Source organism: Paenibacillus enshidis, from assembly GCF_042136365.1.
GTDB classification, from domain to species: Bacteria; Bacillota; Bacilli; order Paenibacillales; family Paenibacillaceae; genus Paenibacillus; species Paenibacillus enshidis.
Genome location: NZ_JBHHMI010000006.1, coordinates 92,737 through 107,271 on the forward strand (window position 1 = coordinate 92,737; position 14,535 = coordinate 107,271).

The window sequence follows — 14,535 nt, forward strand, 5'->3', positions numbered from 1 at the left end:
CCTTAAATGCTTAAGTAAACGTAAGCGCTGATGACCCCGGGAATTACCGCAACCATAAAAGGAAAGCGCAACTGTGATTCCCACCCTGCCTTAAAGGGATTCCCGCCACGGAATATGAGAAATCCCCCAAGGTTAAACAATACCCTTCGCAAACGAAGAACGGCCTCGCGCTTCCACAATACAATGAAAAGACCGATCACCCCCGCGAACATCACAGAGTAAATCGCAGACTGAAACACAAAAGCTGCGCCTGTCCATGCCCCGATGCCGGCAAACAGCTTCACATCCCCGGCGCCTACGGCGCCCATCCAGTACATGACCAGCAGTAAAACAAATCCCGTGCCAAGCCCTGCGCAGGCAAACAGTATCCCTTCCCAGCCGCCGCTGACCGCATGCACCACCAAACCGCCCAGCGCGGCTGGCAGAGTCAGCTTGTTCGGGATTTTCATAGACCGTAAATCTGTTATTAGCGCTGCCGCAAGAAAAATGGCGCAGCCGATATACATAACCCCCATCATACACGCTCCCTGGCTGTATTTTTTTCTACTACCTCGAACTGCACCTCAATGTGCTGACCACTTTCTGTTTCAATGACAAACGTCCAAATGCCGGGTGTTGTATTCGTCCCAACAAACCAGTTCCATTCCACGGTACCCTCGGCATCGGCCTGAGTCCATCCGATATGCTTGGCTGTACTGGAGCCTGATTTATAATAGATCGACAGATTGGCGGATTCTCCCGGAGCAACCCGGGCCTGAATGGTGTTGTACACCCCTTTGATCGCCGGTTCCGGCTTGGAAAGAATCTGTATGCCTCCATTCACGGTTCCGGGATCTGTGCCGCTACCGTCTCCAGCCCCTTCCCCCGTATCCCCGATCCATAATCTTTCTTCTGCGGCTGCCTGCAGCACCGTATCCCTGTAGATGAAAGGAACTTTGATCGGCAGCTCATAGGACAGTTCAATTTTGAAATAAGGACTGCTGCCGTCATCAAATCCGGGAACCACGACACCTGTGATATGTATCCGTTCATAATCCAAAACGGTCTTCTCTATAAACGGCTTTAACAGAGGTTTCATAACCGGGTCCATTACAGCCTCGCTCACCTGTCCCCGCAGCTTCTCCAGAGGTTTTTTTCCAGCCAGAACTGCTTCCTCCATCCAGGTGCCTGCAGGCTCCGGCAGCGTGTCGCCGAACTTTGCGGCAAGCTCCTCAATCGTCAAGGATGGAACGATCTCGATCTGGCCGATCGAGTCTGCCGTGCCTTCAGCCGCTTCAAGCGCAAGCGATACCGGATACATGCTGGATGCAACCTGCTTGGCCATTTCGGAGGCTGCATTTTGCAGGGCCGTTGATATGAGCGTCATCTGTACCATATAAATAAAAAACAGGATAAAAAATATAAATAAAGGCAGCACCAGCGAGGCTTCCAGAACAATGCTCCCCTGCTCCTGTCCTGCCCTGCAGCCGCGCATCCAGCTTCTCACACGCAACCTCGCCCTCCCTCCTCCTAAAAGACGCGGCCGTTTCAGTAAGAAAAGACCGCTTGCTTTGTCACATAAAAAACACCCTTTTCGATCTCTTCTCCTTCACCGGAAGCCGTACCCAGCATTTTCATCACCCCTGGCAAAAACCACAAGCGTATGCCGCTGCGAACCTCACCGGAGGCATACGTATCCCTCTCAGCAGGATTAACCCCCGTATTAAAGCGGATGAGCGCAAGCATGCGGGACATTTTACGTTCATTATTGCTGTGCAGCATCAGGAAGAGTCGCAAATGATCCTTGTAGGTCATCTTGAAGTTTATGTACTCCGACAAAGGCACAAATCCTTTCTGCGCCAGCATAATCATATCCTCAACCGCTTTTTCCACACCGTATAATACAGCCGCTGCCAATACCAGCAGAGGGTTCCCCTTGGAGCTGTTCTTGACCAGCCCCTCCATCGTCCGGATTGCCAGCCTCATGCCGAATATTTCCCCGTATGCTGCTGCAAGATTGCCTGCCGGATTATGAAAACCGTATAAAATGTACTCAACCTCCTGGCCATTTACCTGCAGCTGATCTCCCAAAATTTCGGACGCGTTGCCTACCGTTTTGTTCGGACCGATCAGGCCTCCGAAACGGCTGAAGTCCACATGCTCAAACCGGGACAGCGCATATTCGTTCTGGAAAAATTCATCACCCAGCTTGTTCAGAAGGCCCGCCGTCGAACCATACATTCCGTCCATGCTGTCCATAGCGCCCCCGACGGCATCGTAAGAATCATAGGATATACCTGCCGGGGTCCCTGCCTCAGCAGAGGCTTCATTAAATTGCAGGCTTTCGAGATAGTATTGTTCGAGTTCGTTGAATTCTTCGTTGCCCTGTGTCAGGCTGGACAGCATTTCAACAATTTGATAAGCCTCTCTCAGCTTGTTTTGCGACTGCTTTTCCAATTGTTTGCGCTCTGCATCAGACCCACGTCTGCTCTCAAGCAGGTTCTGCGCCTGTGTCAGCTTGTTATCATCCCCCTGGTGAACATATCCTTTCAAATATTCGTCCAGCGCACTGCGCGCACGGATGACCTTGTTCTTAAGGCTGTCGGCATCCTCCGTTCGAGCCGAAATATTCGCCAAGCCTGAATTCATGATCTTCACCTTGCTGTTAACGGCATTAATCACCAGCTCCTGCTCACGGATGCCAGATCTCAGCGACTGAAATACAGAATCAGGTGTAAGCAGATCCTCGGCCTGCTGCCTGGCACTTGCAATGGTGCCGTCTGCAGACCCTGCGCTTCCCCCGGAGGTTTGCGCCCTGGACACCTCGTCATATGCCGCATTAGCAGCGCGCTCTTTGTATTCGGCGATGACCTGCTTCATCTCGGCATTGATTTTCTCCGCTTCATTCAGCTCCGTTTCCGCCTCCTGCAGCAGACTGCTATGCTTGATTAAAATTTTGTCCATTTCCTTCGCAATATCACTCCTCAGCCTGCTGACCTTTGTACGGTAGCCCTGTAGAGCCAGTTCTTTTCTGAGGCTTGGATTCTTCTTGTTATCCTCATACAAATCCAAATACGGGTTATACTGAGCGGCAGCTTCTTCGGCGGTTTCGGGTTTATCGACATCCTGCGCATCGTCAATATAATTGCTGCCATTTTCCATGATCAGCTTGCGCAAGTTGCCTGCGCTTTCCGCCGCTTCCCTCTGCTTCCGCAGCATACTGTCAAGCCTTGCTTCCCGCTTCTCATAAAGCTTTTGCAGCCTCTTCAACAGATCAACCGTGTGAGCCGCCTCCTTCATATTCTGGGAAACAGGCTTCAGCTTCTCCAGAATTTCAAAGGTGAAATCAACAGGCGCCTTATACTTCATTTCCTCTCGGACCTGGTTATTAAAAATGTCATAGGCCCCCAGCTTCCGCTCCATGCTGAGAGAGCTGCTGTCCAGGCGGCTATTCATTAAGGCCAGTGAGCCCTCCCGCGGGGTTCGTTTGGCACTGTCATTCAGCACCTTTGTCATGATCCGGTCCCCCGTTCCCTCGCCATAGGCAAACAGGCCATATTGACGCTGCAGTGCCGGATCATACGCGGACATTACCGATCTGAGCGCAGCGTGAAGCACCTTCTCAGTCTGTACATGAAGAGTTGCTACGCGTGCATAATCAATGAAAATGGCCACAAATGCAAACACAAAGGCAAGAACCATAATCAAAAAAACCGTAACCGCTCCTTCTTCATCTTTTCCTCTGCGAAACATGCCTCAGCTCCTTTCGTAGATGCTCATTCATACAGAATCACATGCCCGATTGCCCATACTGCTGCAGGACGTTTCCGACTGTCGCAGGCGTCACCTGCGTTCCCCCACCTCTGCCCAAAAATTTCGCGCCATAATATCTCGTCAGCTCGACGGTTCGAATAAACTCAACCGGATCCACAATACTCACCCAGACCGAAGACTTCATTTCAGGCTCGCTCATGACCGAATTCAGCAGCGGAATTTCCGCCATGTTCTCCAAATTCGTCGTAATTTTCCGCATAATCAGATTGTTGCGGTAGCTCATCTCCCCATCAAGACCTGACGGGAGCCCATCAGCAGCCTGCAGCATTTTTTGCGCCGCGAGCTGACTGTCATCACCGGCAGCATCCGTGATGGCAACTTTCACCTCATTGTCGGCCCCCGCCCAGCCAAACAGCGCTCCAAGGGCGGCATCGTCCTTCAATCGCCAATACAAGGAATCTCTTTCTCCTTGTGCAAATGCGCCGTGGACCGGTTCCTTGTGGCTGTTGTCCCAGCTGTAGGCCGATCGCTCCGCCGCGGTTGAAGAGAGCTGGACAAGGATCGTTTTTTGGTATAAATAAATACAGAAAAAAAGCAGCACAAAGATAAGCAGCAATATAACCGGCATAACCAGGGAAGCTTCCAATGAGAAGCTCCCCCCTTCTTCTTTTTGCAGCCGCCTGAGCATCAGGAGTCCATAAAATCGTTGCTTTTTTGATCCGCTTTGTCCAGGAGGCCTGTGATGATTTTGGAAATCTGTTCTCTGAAGATAATCGCCACCGCAATAAGAATGGCAATAATCAAAATCATCTCCAAAGTTCCGAGACCTTCCTCTTCCTTCCAGAACTTCTGTAATCCATGATTAACGTTTGGTATCACCTTTGTATTCCTCCTCACATATTCATCATCATGAATGCTGGCGCACCCACCAGCACGATTACGGTCAGCAAAATAACCGCCATCGGAAAAACCAGCTTGGACGAGGCCTGTTCGCCATGTGTGCGGCTGATCGCCGTCCTCTTATTCCACAGCGATTGTGACAGCTCGCCCAAGGCCATGACAAAATCGCTCCCGCCCCGCCGCATGTTAAGCAGCACAGCTGTTGTAAACACGGTCACCTCCTGAATTCCGCAACGGCGGCTCAACTGCTCAAAGGCTTGCTGAAACGAATATCCACCTTCCCATTCCGCAATCGTCTGCGTCAATTCGCGGTACAGCGGGTGACCCGGCTGATGCTTTTTCCGTTCCGTACAATGGATAATGGCCCGCTGTACCGTCTCTCCTGCTCCCACAAGCAGCATAATTTTCCCCAGCAGCTCAGGCAGCTCCATAATCATTTCCTGATCCCTCTTGCTGACCTTGGCATGAAGATCCTTTACGAGCGCGGCAGGCACCACAATGCCAAGCCCCAATCCAAGCATCAGCCCTGACGCGTCTCCTCCCATGGCCAGTGTCAGCATGCACCCTCCCCCAAGCAGCAGAAAAAAGTAACCCGCCATTTCCGCCAGAAACAGCATCGTTTTCTCCTGACTGCTGCGTATTCCGTAAAGCTTTTGCACAGACCTCTGCAGCCTGAACATGAGCAGCGGGAACTTTTGAAAGATGCGAAACTTGTACAGAAGATGCAGGAACGGAGCGGCCATTTTTTGCAGACGGAGCCCTTCAACACGCACCGTTTTATAAGATTCATATTCCTTCCCGTGCATCCGGTACAGAAGCAGCCAGCCGCCGATTTGCAATGCCAGCACGAAGCAGCTGATGATCACCATATCGCTTCCCCCTACACGTTGATTTTCATGATTTTGTTGATCCACAGGAGACAGCAGCCCAGCAAGAGCAGACATCCTGTTGAAATCAATCTTCCGGTGCCGCTATAAAGAGGCGTCATATAATCCGCCGCTGAAATATTCATGAACAGCACGAATAAAAAGGGCGTGGCAAACATGACCCTTGCCTCAAAACGCTTCTGCGCGACCATTACACTGATTTCCTGCTGGATGTCCATTTTCTCACCGATTACAGCCGATGATCTCCGCACGACTTCAACAAGATCGCCGCCCGTACGCTTACAGGTCGCAAAGACGTCGGAAAAATTGACGATATCCTCCAGCTCCGACCGCCGGGCAAAATCCTGCAGCGCCTCTTCTACCGGCTGGCCGTATTCCATCTTGGCACTGATAATGCTGAACTCCCGGATCAGATCATGATCTCCGTCAGGACTAAGCAGCTTCATGTCCGCCACCGCCTCGCGAAAACCGTTCTCTACGGATTTCCCTGCCGCCAGGGAAGAAGAAAGCGAATAAAGCGCCTGTTTAAACTGCATGCTTAAAGCGGCCTTCCGCCGTTCCAGCAAAAATCTGCTGTAATATCGGGGGACCAGCAGCCCGACCAACGATGCCATACCTGCAATCACCCAATGGTGATAGAAAAGAAAGCCGACACCGTAAAACACCAGTCCGCTGAGCATGATGCAGCCTAATCTCTGACCTGCCGACAAACGATAGACGGTATAGTCCTGCAGCTGTCTCCCGGCACCTTCCCTCACAGACGGGCCATTAGACGATCCCCGCGTTGCAGCGCGAATGGATATTCGTGGACGAATACGGGAATACGATCTTTTATTAACCTTGTTATGCGCTGTTTTTCCTGGTGATCTTGACCTGGTCTCCGTCTGCGGAATGGGCTGCCGATGCTCTTCCGGGCGGAGCTCTATTTTATCCTTCCGCCCTCTGTTCATTGTCTTCACCTCCTTCAGCCCACGCGAGCAGTTCGTGCTTTATCCCGGCCATCCGCAGCTTTTCCCGGTGCTGCAACCCTGATCCGGTCCGTTCCAGCCTGCCTTCAATGCGTCCCTCCCTTTCGGCGTATTCTTTAAAAAGAAACAGCGGATTAAGAACAACTTCCCCGTCCTTATATCCAATCACCTCGCTGATCTCCAGCACACGCCGTGACCGGTCGCGCAGTCTGGACAAATGAACAAATATATCTATGGCCGAGCTGATCTGCTGGCGCACGACGCCAAGGGGAAGCTCCGCACCGCTGAGCACCATCGTTTCCAGCCTGCTGATCATGTCCGGAACACTGTTGCTATGCCCCGTGGACAAGCTTCCATCATGCCCCGTATTCATAGCCTGCAGCATATCAAGCGACTCGCTGCCTCTCACCTCCCCCACGATAATCCGGTTTGGCCGCATCCGCAGGGCGGAGCGGATCAGATCACGAATGGATACCTCACCCTTTCCTTCGGTATTGGGATTCCTCGTTTCCAAGGACACCAGGTTGGGAACGGTCGTAATTTGCAGCTCTGCCGAATCCTCAATCGTGATGATACGCTCCGATGCCGGAATGAACTGGGACAATGCGTTCAGGAAGGTGGTCTTCCCCGACCCCGTACCACCGCTTATAAAAATATTGTATTTGCTGCGCACAAGCTGCTGCAGCAGCTCGGCCGCTTCTGCACTCAGGGCATCCTTTCGGATCAGATCCTCCATCGTCAGCGGCGCAGCCGGGAATTTGCGGATCGTCATGGTAGGCCCTTTAAGCGCAATGGGTGGCAGCACAATATTCACCCTTGAACCGTCCTTTAAGCGCGCATCCACGATAGGGGAAGCTTCGTTCACAATCCGGTTCACACCGGCGACGATCATCTGAATAATATCCTCCAGCCGCTCACGGGACTCAAAGGCGACAGGCAGGCGCATAACCTCCCCTTCCCTTTCCACAAACAGCTCGGTATGGCTGTTGATCATAATTTCACTGATGCCCGGGTCATCCACCAAGGGCTGCAGAACGTCCAATCCCCGGAATGAGTCAAAGATCCGGCGGACAAGGGCATACCTTTCACGTGAGGTTAATTCGGCGAGCCTCGTATCATACAGCACCCTGTTTTCGATTTGCCGGATCAGCTCCTTATCCGTAACAGAAGAAGTAAGATCCAGTCCCGCCCGAATCTCCTGCCGCATCTCCTGAAATATTCCGTCCCCCATCCACTCCTCCTTATGCACGGACAGGTTCCTGTAGCGCCACGGCAGCCTCGTTCAGCAGTTCCCTGCACAGCTTGCGAATCTCGCGCTGATAAATGGGAGAGCTCAACAGCAGTTCTTCCCGGTCCATCTGTTTCCACGAGGGAATATACGGCAGCACACCATGCAGAACCATTCCTTCTGCCGGCAGCTCGTTGACTTGTTGGCCAGCATACCTGTTCAGCACGAACAGGGTCTTGTCCATCAGCATTTCGTAATCGTCTTTATACGAGCTCTCAAGCTCATACAGCCGCAGCCTGCACTTATGCATGCTTACCACATCGTCGGCCAGCAGCCAGACCAGCCGGCTGCTGGCCTGCAAGACAGCCTCCGTGCGGGCATTCAGTTCGGCATCGGCATCCGCGATAATCACATCATATTGACCGGAACCTGCAAGCAACTTGATCAGCTCGCAGGTCTCCATACAGGCCATCTCCGCGATTTCCTTGCGGTTGGCCAGCGGCTGGAATATGTCAGCCTTGAAATCATGCTGCCGCATGCTGTAGGCCGCGGCAGACTCAATAGGATTCGTCCCCCTCGTCTTCATGTCATAAAGCAGACGCGAAAGTCCTGTTACGCCTTCAGCCGACGGCGCAAACAGTGAACTGGAGTCTGCCGTTTCCAGATTCAAATAGAACACGGAATAACCCGCACTGCCCAATTGCTTGGCCATATTAAGGGCCGCCGTCGTTTTGCCTATACCGCCGGATGCGGAGACAACACCCACCACCATCGTCTCCTCCCGGCTGCTCATGCGCAACTCCCCGTCCGACCTGCGCCTGCATTCGTCCCAAATGCCTGCCAGCAATTGGGGAACAGGCTGATATTTCCGCATGGGGATCGTGCCAGCCACGGAACGTCCCTCTTCACTCAACAGGAAACAGGTCATGGGAGATTCTACACGTTCCTTCCAGCTCTCGAAAAACACTGCTTCTCCCACCACCGCATCAGGCAGCTTACCGTCAGCCGCCTCCTGCATATATTGGCAAAAAGCGTCCGGTTGTGAAAAAGCCGTCATCCGGATCCGCCCTGCATATTCACTTCCGTGCAAATAATCCAGCAAGGGCTCTATATACTCCCTGCTTTGCACAGCCAAAACAACCCTCAAACCATTCATGCCTCCTCCCCCTTTCTGTCCGGAAACGCAAAAAAGCACCGCTCATCAGCCGCTGTCATGCGGCCGGTGAACGGTGCTTCCGTCACGTCCCATATTTTTAACGATAGAATATCACAGTCCCGTGATCCAGGCAAGCTGTTTCTGTAAAATAATGCAGATGCAAAAGTTTAAACAGGCTGTATTCGTTTTAGCGCCTATATTTAGTACAATATTGAAAGGCCAAGATTGCACCGGCAGCAGGAAAGGGTGAGTCAGAATGAACTTATATATCAGCCGTTCCGGTCGGCTAATCGTTGCAGCGGCATTGTTGCTGTTTCTCTGCTCATGCGCCAGAGGAAATGCACATGCGACTGTACATATAGACCGAAGCGTCGATTTGGATGTGGAGGTCAGCGTGAGCGAAAATACATTAAGCTCATTATATTTGCAGAAAGCTGTAGAGGATTACGCACAGCCTCTTGAACAATACGGTATACAGATTGAACCGCTTCAGGAAAGCGGGCGGGAGGGCTTTCAGCTGCACCATACGTTTACAGCCCCGAAATCCGACGGCAATACGGATCCAGCGGAGGCGCTGGAGAAACTGTCGCAGCAGTTGCCCAAGGGGATGACGCTATCCTCCGCGGTGGAGAAGCATTTTTTCTCCACAGACTATCACTTACAGTTGAGCGCCGATTTTCTGCAAATGCTCCCCGACAGTGATCAATCATTAACCAAAAGTCTGAAAAGCATGAACTTTATTGCCAAAAAGCTGCTGGCACAGCAGCTGGATTTCAGCTTCGACCTGGCGCTCCCCATTCGTCCGCTGGACCATAATGCGAATCAGGTGACGGGTAACGGCAAAACTCTGACCTGGGACATCTCCCCGCTGAGCGAGAACCGGCTGGAGCTGGCCGTCCGTGTGCCGAATTTGGGACGCATTGCCACAGCGGCGGCGGTTGTACTGCTGGCCGTAATTGCCCTTGTTCTATTCTGGGTGCGGCAGAGAAAGAAACGCTCAAAGAGTTAACCTGCCTGGGGGACCCCTGATTACTGCCGATTCAATCTTAAACTAGCTTACAGACAGGAGAACCCATGAACACAAAGAACTTTTTTCATCCACACATGCCAAAACTGATTTCAATTATTGCAGCACTGCTCTTGACCCTACTGATCGCAGGATGCGGCGCCGCTCCCCTAATCCAGGAGAACGGGACGCCCACGGACATTGTCCGGAACACTGATCAGAATGCTGTCCAGAAATCACAGGAATCCTCCAAAACGGAATTTCCCCGGGTAAAGGTCAAGCTGGACAGAGCCGTCGATGGCGATACGCTGAAGGTGATCTATGACGGCAAAGAGGAATCCGTGAGAATGCTGCTGATCGATGCACCTGAGACGTCGCACCCCCGTCTGGGAGTACAGCCCTTTGGCCCGGAAGCAAAAGCTTATACCAAACAGCTTCTGGAGCAGGCGAAAACGATTGAGCTGGAATTTGATGTCGGGCCGCAGCGGGACAAGTATGGGCGCTTGCTGGCCTACGCATATGCAGACGGTGTCATGGTGCAGGAGACGCTGTTGAAGGAGGGCCTGGCCCGTGTCGCCTATATCTACCCGCCGAATGTGCGTTATGTCGATCCATTTGAAGAGCTTCAGAAAACCAGTAAGAAACAGGGAAAAGGCATCTGGAGTGTCGAAAATTACGCACAGGAGGACGGCTTTCACCCGGATGAAATGGAAAATGGCACAATAATTGATAACAGGAGCAAAAAAGACGCCGACACAGCAGAACAGACAAACACGAAAACGTCTCCTCCCGCTACAGCGTGCGCCATCAAAGGCAATATCAACTCCAAAGGGGATAAAATTTACCACACTCCGGAGTCTCCCTCTTATGAGCGTACCAAACCGGAGCAGTGGTTCTGTACCGTTGCGGAAGCGGAGAAAGCCGGCTTCCGCGCTCCGAGATAGGAACTCCATTTTTAAAGCAAAAAACGCTCTCACCGCTGGCGTTTTTTTGCTTACAGGAACCTTTCCCTTACCTCCGGTGAAGGAATCCGGCATTGGGCACCGTCGCCGTCATCCTTGCCGAACCAACGGTACCGGTTGCGGGCGATGTAAGTATATAGAGCATCCCTTATAGGACGAGGAATGAGGATAAACAGATAAGCAAGCGGGTAGGGAAAGCGCAAATTCCTGGCAATCCGCAATACTGCCGTAGACTTGGTGAAATATGCACCATCTTCAAACAGAACAAGTGTATCAAGCCGGTCTGGCGGCAGATTTCCCGCCTCCAGCAGCCGTTTCCCTTCTTCGGACTGCAGCGAACCAAAGTGGTGCCTGCCCTTCGGGTCACGCTTGAGGATGAATTGGACGGCTCCCTGACAAAAGTGGCATACACCGTCCACCAGGACAATAGAATGCCCCCTATGCTTATCATGCAGCCCTGCGGCGACTGCCTCTCTTTCGGTCAACAGAAGCACCTCCTCTAACATAGATACCCTTGTTCAGGCTGCTTTGTTCCGATATGCACAAAAAAGCGCCGGAATTTTAAGAATCCGCCGCTTATCTATGCTGATCGAAGAGAAGAACACCCGCTTATTCAGCCGCTGCCTTCTCCAGCCAATTATTATCCTGCAGCTGCTGCTCCAGATCACTTGTATACTGTTCTATACACTTGCAAATATAATCCTTGCGGCACACAGGGCAAGGCGTTTTTTGCAGGCGGCTGATGTTCGTCATTGTCCATTCCGGATACCGTTGATAGAATACACGGCACTCCGTGCCGTCAGCCAAATACATCGTAAATTCGTATAATCCGTCCTTCTCATTGCTGCTGGCTTTTTTAAAGTTCACAATATTCGGTTTGTAAGAAGACATAACATCACCTGTATTCTCAAATTTGGTCCATACCTTTGTCGAATCCAGCCGGAATTTCGGTTCTGAATCACCTAAGTATATTAAAGAATTTTTAGTATCATGTCAAATTGACAATCATCCATGTATTGAAATAGAAACCTAAAATGAATACGCAAAAAAGAGCCCTGCAATGATACAGGACTCTTCTCCGTTAAATGATGCGGTCGAGAGGACTCGAACCTCCACGGGCGTACGCCCACTACCCCCTCAAGATAGCGTGTCTGCCATTCCACCACGACCGCTTAATTAAGCAACAGATTTATTATACTCCTTTTAATCTCAATTGTAAAGTTAAAATCAACAAAATACATAAATATTATAACCGAGTTATATTATATGACATAAATAATTTTGATCGAGTAAAATTTCGGCAAATCAATTGACAATTCTCTGCATTGAATGTAAAACTGTATTACATAAGCGACATATTCAACATCAATAAGTATGCATATGTCATTAAATTCAACATTTGAATCATGAGTAATATTTTAAGGAGGCGGACCATAATGAGCAAGAACAGCCGATTGCTCCATTATGCGTATGTATTGGATCCCAGTTTGCCCATTGGCAGCTTCCCTTTTGTTTCCGAATTGAGACAGCACATCACTGAAGGAAGCATAACAGCACTGGAAGATGTCGAAGCATATATGAAATGTCACATGCACAGCCTTATGGTCAGCATGGACGGAATGGCTATAAAGGGTATTTATGCCGCCTCCAAGCAATATGATGGCTGGCGGATTGCGCTGATTGATAAAATGCTGCATGCGCAGCGAACACCCCGCGATCAGTTGAGCAGTGCCCGCATATCAGGGCAGCGTCTGCTCAAGCTGGGCAAAGCGCTGTATCCATGGATTGACTTTAGGGATCTGCAAAAAATATTGCAGCGCTACAGAGCCGTAGGCACGCTTCCTACAGTGCATGCCTGGATCAATTTTCAATTAGGCGCAGATATGGAGCAGGCGGTCATCACTTATTTAAATGCAGCCGTCAATGCCTGTGTCGAAGAAGCTACCAAACAGCTAAATGAAACACAGATTTCCAAAAAACAGGCGCTCCAAAGAATCATGAAGGATATGGAGCAGGAATGGGAAAATGGCAAGGACGCGGAGCCCGTTCATTCCATCAAGCCCTTTCCCGCCTGGAATCTTGGAGCAGCGTACGCCGTTAACCCATTGCATCATAATAAACGTATGCTGCCTACACATCCGTGATCCCCAATTTTTATATATACCCCTAACACAAAAAACACTCCCATCGCTTTCTTCCCCTGCGATTAGAGTGTTTTTTGTTGTCGAAATCAGGATTCGGAATTGTCCTTATGGTGCCGGTATTGCACGAATTCAATGTACTCCTTTATAAACCACTGCTCATCCTTTGACAATTCCCTGCTTTTGTTGTAGATATATGCCGGAAAGGATTCCGAAGCATCTCCAGGCGTACCTTTTCCCAAGACAAGCCAATCAAGACTGACATCAAAAAAAGCGGCGATTTCAATCAATTTGCTGGTGCCCGGTTTGGATTTCCCCCTTTTCCAGTCTCCAAGATTTCCCGTACTGATGGCCAGCTGCTCACAAAAAGCTTTTTTCGTCATTCCTCTTCGATGGATCAGCAGCTCAATGCGTTCATAAATAGACTGCATATCCACCCGCCTTCCTAAAAAAACTTCAAGCAAGACGACGCACGTAAGTAATTATAGATTGTAAAATGACGTAAATAAGTATATAATGAAATTCAGATGGTTAATTATAGCACGTTTCACCATGAAATACAGCATAGGAAGCTAGTGTTGGAAAATCGGTTAGGGGTGAAACTTCTTGAACAAAAAAAAGCCGATCACTCCATTCGGGTGGGCAATTAAACAGAGACTTACCGAGCTGCAAATGGATCAGAAAAGTTTTTGCGAGCTGCACGGGATACCCCCGTCACGACTTTCTAATCTGATTCACGGCACACGGAAAGCCGCCCGCCACAGACAGCTGGTTGCCAAACTTCTTGATATACATCCGAATGAAAAATACTAATTTTGCAGCAATGAACTGCTACAATAGGACGCACCAGCAAGGAAGTGAAATCGTTGTCCAAAACAATGTCCATCCATCTGGTCGAAGGAGCTAATTCACTGCCCGTGCAAATCGTTGTGATCGACCGCAACGGCACCATTCACGCGGTTAATCAAGCCTGGGAGCAGGCTCACATCGATAAAGGAACTCCGGCTGGCTATATATGGCCCGGGACCTCCTATTTCGATATTTTGCCATGGTTCTGCAGTGACGACAGCCTGGAATCCGTTCAGACTCTGCATGACGGACTCCTTAGTGTCCTCCAGGGAGATACATCGCAATACAGCTGCGAATTTCATTGCAGGCATTCATCCAAGGACCAGTGGTATTTGCTGCAGGCTGCTCCAGTTATACAACCGGAAAATCAGGAAATTGAGGGGATTGTTATTTCCAGCACAGACATCACCCGCCTCAAACTACAGGAAACACGGCTTGTTCAAGCAATAACTCAGATCAGAACCATTCACGGCATGCTGCCGATCTGTGCCGTATGCAAGGACATCAAGAACAAAGACAATGAATGGCAGCCTGTCGAGTCCTATCTTAAGAAGCATACCCATGCCGAGTTTACACACGATATCTGTCCGGAATGCATTCGCAAGCTGTATCCCGAATATTCATCAAAACTGGGTCTGAATCACGCAAATTAACAGCCGTTCATAAAGGCCTGACAGGATATCTG

17 protein-coding genes and 1 tRNA gene are annotated in these 14,535 nt (G+C 50.5%); 5 read left to right on the top strand and 13 right to left on the bottom strand.

Annotated elements, in window-relative coordinates; genetic code table 11:
- Positions 1 to 2: 2 nt before the first annotated feature.
- Genes ACE41H_RS09195 through ACE41H_RS09235 form a run of 9 tightly spaced genes read right to left on the bottom strand, consistent with a single transcriptional unit; the run spans position 3 to position 8,892 of the window.
- The gene (locus ACE41H_RS09195; RefSeq protein ID WP_375354928.1) at positions 3 to 515 is read right to left on the bottom strand and encodes an A24 family peptidase; all 513 of its coding nucleotides are present in this window, start codon (positions 513 to 515) and stop codon (positions 3 to 5) included.
- Positions 515 to 1,486 carry a pilus assembly protein gene (locus ACE41H_RS09200; protein WP_375355070.1) on the bottom strand — a complete coding sequence of 324 codons (972 nt, stop codon included), beginning with the start codon at positions 1,484 to 1,486 and terminating at the stop codon, positions 515 to 517. Before ACE41H_RS09200 ends, ACE41H_RS09195 begins: the two co-directional genes overlap by 1 nt.
- Positions 1,487 to 1,527: 41 nt before the next feature.
- Positions 1,528 to 3,732, bottom strand: coding sequence for a hypothetical protein (locus ACE41H_RS09205; RefSeq protein ID WP_375354929.1), 2,205 nt, complete (start codon positions 3,730 to 3,732; stop codon positions 1,528 to 1,530).
- A gap of 37 nt (positions 3,733 to 3,769) precedes the next feature.
- Complete coding sequence (locus ACE41H_RS09210; protein WP_375354930.1) at positions 3,770 to 4,399, bottom strand: TadE/TadG family type IV pilus assembly protein; 630 nt, start codon at positions 4,397 to 4,399, stop codon at positions 3,770 to 3,772.
- Positions 4,400 to 4,440: 41 nt separating this feature from the next.
- Positions 4,441 to 4,632 (bottom strand): Flp1 family type IVb pilin, encoded by a 192-nt coding sequence (locus ACE41H_RS09215; protein ID WP_375354931.1) that lies wholly within the window; start codon positions 4,630 to 4,632, stop codon positions 4,441 to 4,443.
- Between the two features lie 14 nt (positions 4,633 to 4,646).
- Positions 4,647 to 5,522, bottom strand: coding sequence for a type II secretion system F family protein (locus tag ACE41H_RS09220; RefSeq protein WP_375354932.1), 876 nt, complete (start codon positions 5,520 to 5,522; stop codon positions 4,647 to 4,649).
- An 11-nt stretch (positions 5,523 to 5,533) separates the two neighbouring features.
- Positions 5,534 to 6,490 carry a type II secretion system F family protein gene (locus ACE41H_RS09225; RefSeq protein ID WP_375354933.1) on the bottom strand — a complete coding sequence of 319 codons (957 nt, stop codon included), beginning with the start codon at positions 6,488 to 6,490 and terminating at the stop codon, positions 5,534 to 5,536.
- Positions 6,468 to 7,739 (bottom strand): TadA family conjugal transfer-associated ATPase, encoded by a 1,272-nt coding sequence (locus ACE41H_RS09230; RefSeq protein WP_375354934.1) that lies wholly within the window; start codon positions 7,737 to 7,739, stop codon positions 6,468 to 6,470. Before ACE41H_RS09230 ends, ACE41H_RS09225 begins: the two co-directional genes overlap by 23 nt.
- A 10-nt stretch (positions 7,740 to 7,749) precedes the next feature.
- Entirely contained in the window at positions 7,750 to 8,892 is a 1,143-nt protein-coding gene (locus ACE41H_RS09235; protein ID WP_375354935.1) for a P-loop NTPase family protein, read from the bottom strand.
- 256 nt (positions 8,893 to 9,148) lie between these two features.
- Here ACE41H_RS09235 and ACE41H_RS09240 point away from each other — a divergent pair, with 256 nt between their 5' ends.
- Together ACE41H_RS09240 and ACE41H_RS09245 are read left to right on the top strand one after the other, a co-directional pair.
- Positions 9,149 to 9,901 carry a hypothetical protein gene (locus ACE41H_RS09240; RefSeq protein ID WP_375354936.1) on the top strand — a complete coding sequence of 251 codons (753 nt, stop codon included), beginning with the start codon at positions 9,149 to 9,151 and terminating at the stop codon, positions 9,899 to 9,901.
- A gap of 65 nt (positions 9,902 to 9,966) precedes the next feature.
- Positions 9,967 to 10,842, top strand: coding sequence for a thermonuclease family protein (locus ACE41H_RS09245; protein WP_375354937.1), 876 nt, complete (start codon positions 9,967 to 9,969; stop codon positions 10,840 to 10,842).
- A gap of 50 nt (positions 10,843 to 10,892) precedes the next feature.
- Here the strand turns inward: ACE41H_RS09245 and ACE41H_RS09250 are convergent, their stop codons facing one another.
- From ACE41H_RS09250 to ACE41H_RS09260, 3 genes are all read right to left on the bottom strand, one after another.
- Positions 10,893 to 11,345: a thiol-disulfide oxidoreductase DCC family protein gene (locus ACE41H_RS09250; RefSeq protein WP_375354938.1), complete on the bottom strand. Its 453-nt coding sequence runs from the start codon at positions 11,343 to 11,345 to the stop codon at positions 10,893 to 10,895.
- A gap of 124 nt (positions 11,346 to 11,469) precedes the next feature.
- Complete coding sequence (locus ACE41H_RS09255) at positions 11,470 to 11,751, bottom strand: hypothetical protein (RefSeq protein WP_375354939.1); 282 nt, start codon at positions 11,749 to 11,751, stop codon at positions 11,470 to 11,472.
- 198 nt (positions 11,752 to 11,949) lie between these two features.
- Positions 11,950 to 12,032, bottom strand: a tRNA-Leu gene (locus ACE41H_RS09260).
- Positions 12,033 to 12,296: 264 nt separating this feature from the next.
- On the opposite strand from ACE41H_RS09260, the gene ACE41H_RS09265 reads away from it, so the two are divergent.
- Positions 12,297 to 13,004 carry an urease accessory protein UreF gene (locus ACE41H_RS09265; RefSeq protein ID WP_375354940.1) on the top strand — a complete coding sequence of 236 codons (708 nt, stop codon included), beginning with the start codon at positions 12,297 to 12,299 and terminating at the stop codon, positions 13,002 to 13,004.
- 86 nt (positions 13,005 to 13,090) lie between these two features.
- On the opposite strand, the gene ACE41H_RS09270 is transcribed toward ACE41H_RS09265, so the two are convergent.
- Positions 13,091 to 13,432, bottom strand: a complete 342-nt coding sequence (locus ACE41H_RS09270) for a helix-turn-helix domain-containing protein (RefSeq protein ID WP_375354941.1) — start codon at positions 13,430 to 13,432, stop codon at positions 13,091 to 13,093.
- Between the two features lie 175 nt (positions 13,433 to 13,607).
- On the opposite strand from ACE41H_RS09270, the gene ACE41H_RS09275 reads away from it, so the two are divergent.
- On the top strand, positions 13,608 to 13,814 hold the full coding sequence (locus ACE41H_RS09275; RefSeq protein ID WP_375354942.1) for an XRE family transcriptional regulator: 207 nt from the start codon (positions 13,608 to 13,610) through the stop codon (positions 13,812 to 13,814).
- Positions 13,815 to 13,867: 53 nt separating this feature from the next.
- The gene (locus ACE41H_RS09280; protein WP_375354943.1) at positions 13,868 to 14,503 is read left to right on the top strand and encodes a PAS domain-containing protein; all 636 of its coding nucleotides are present in this window, start codon (positions 13,868 to 13,870) and stop codon (positions 14,501 to 14,503) included.
- Positions 14,504 to 14,535 lie beyond the last annotated feature (32 nt).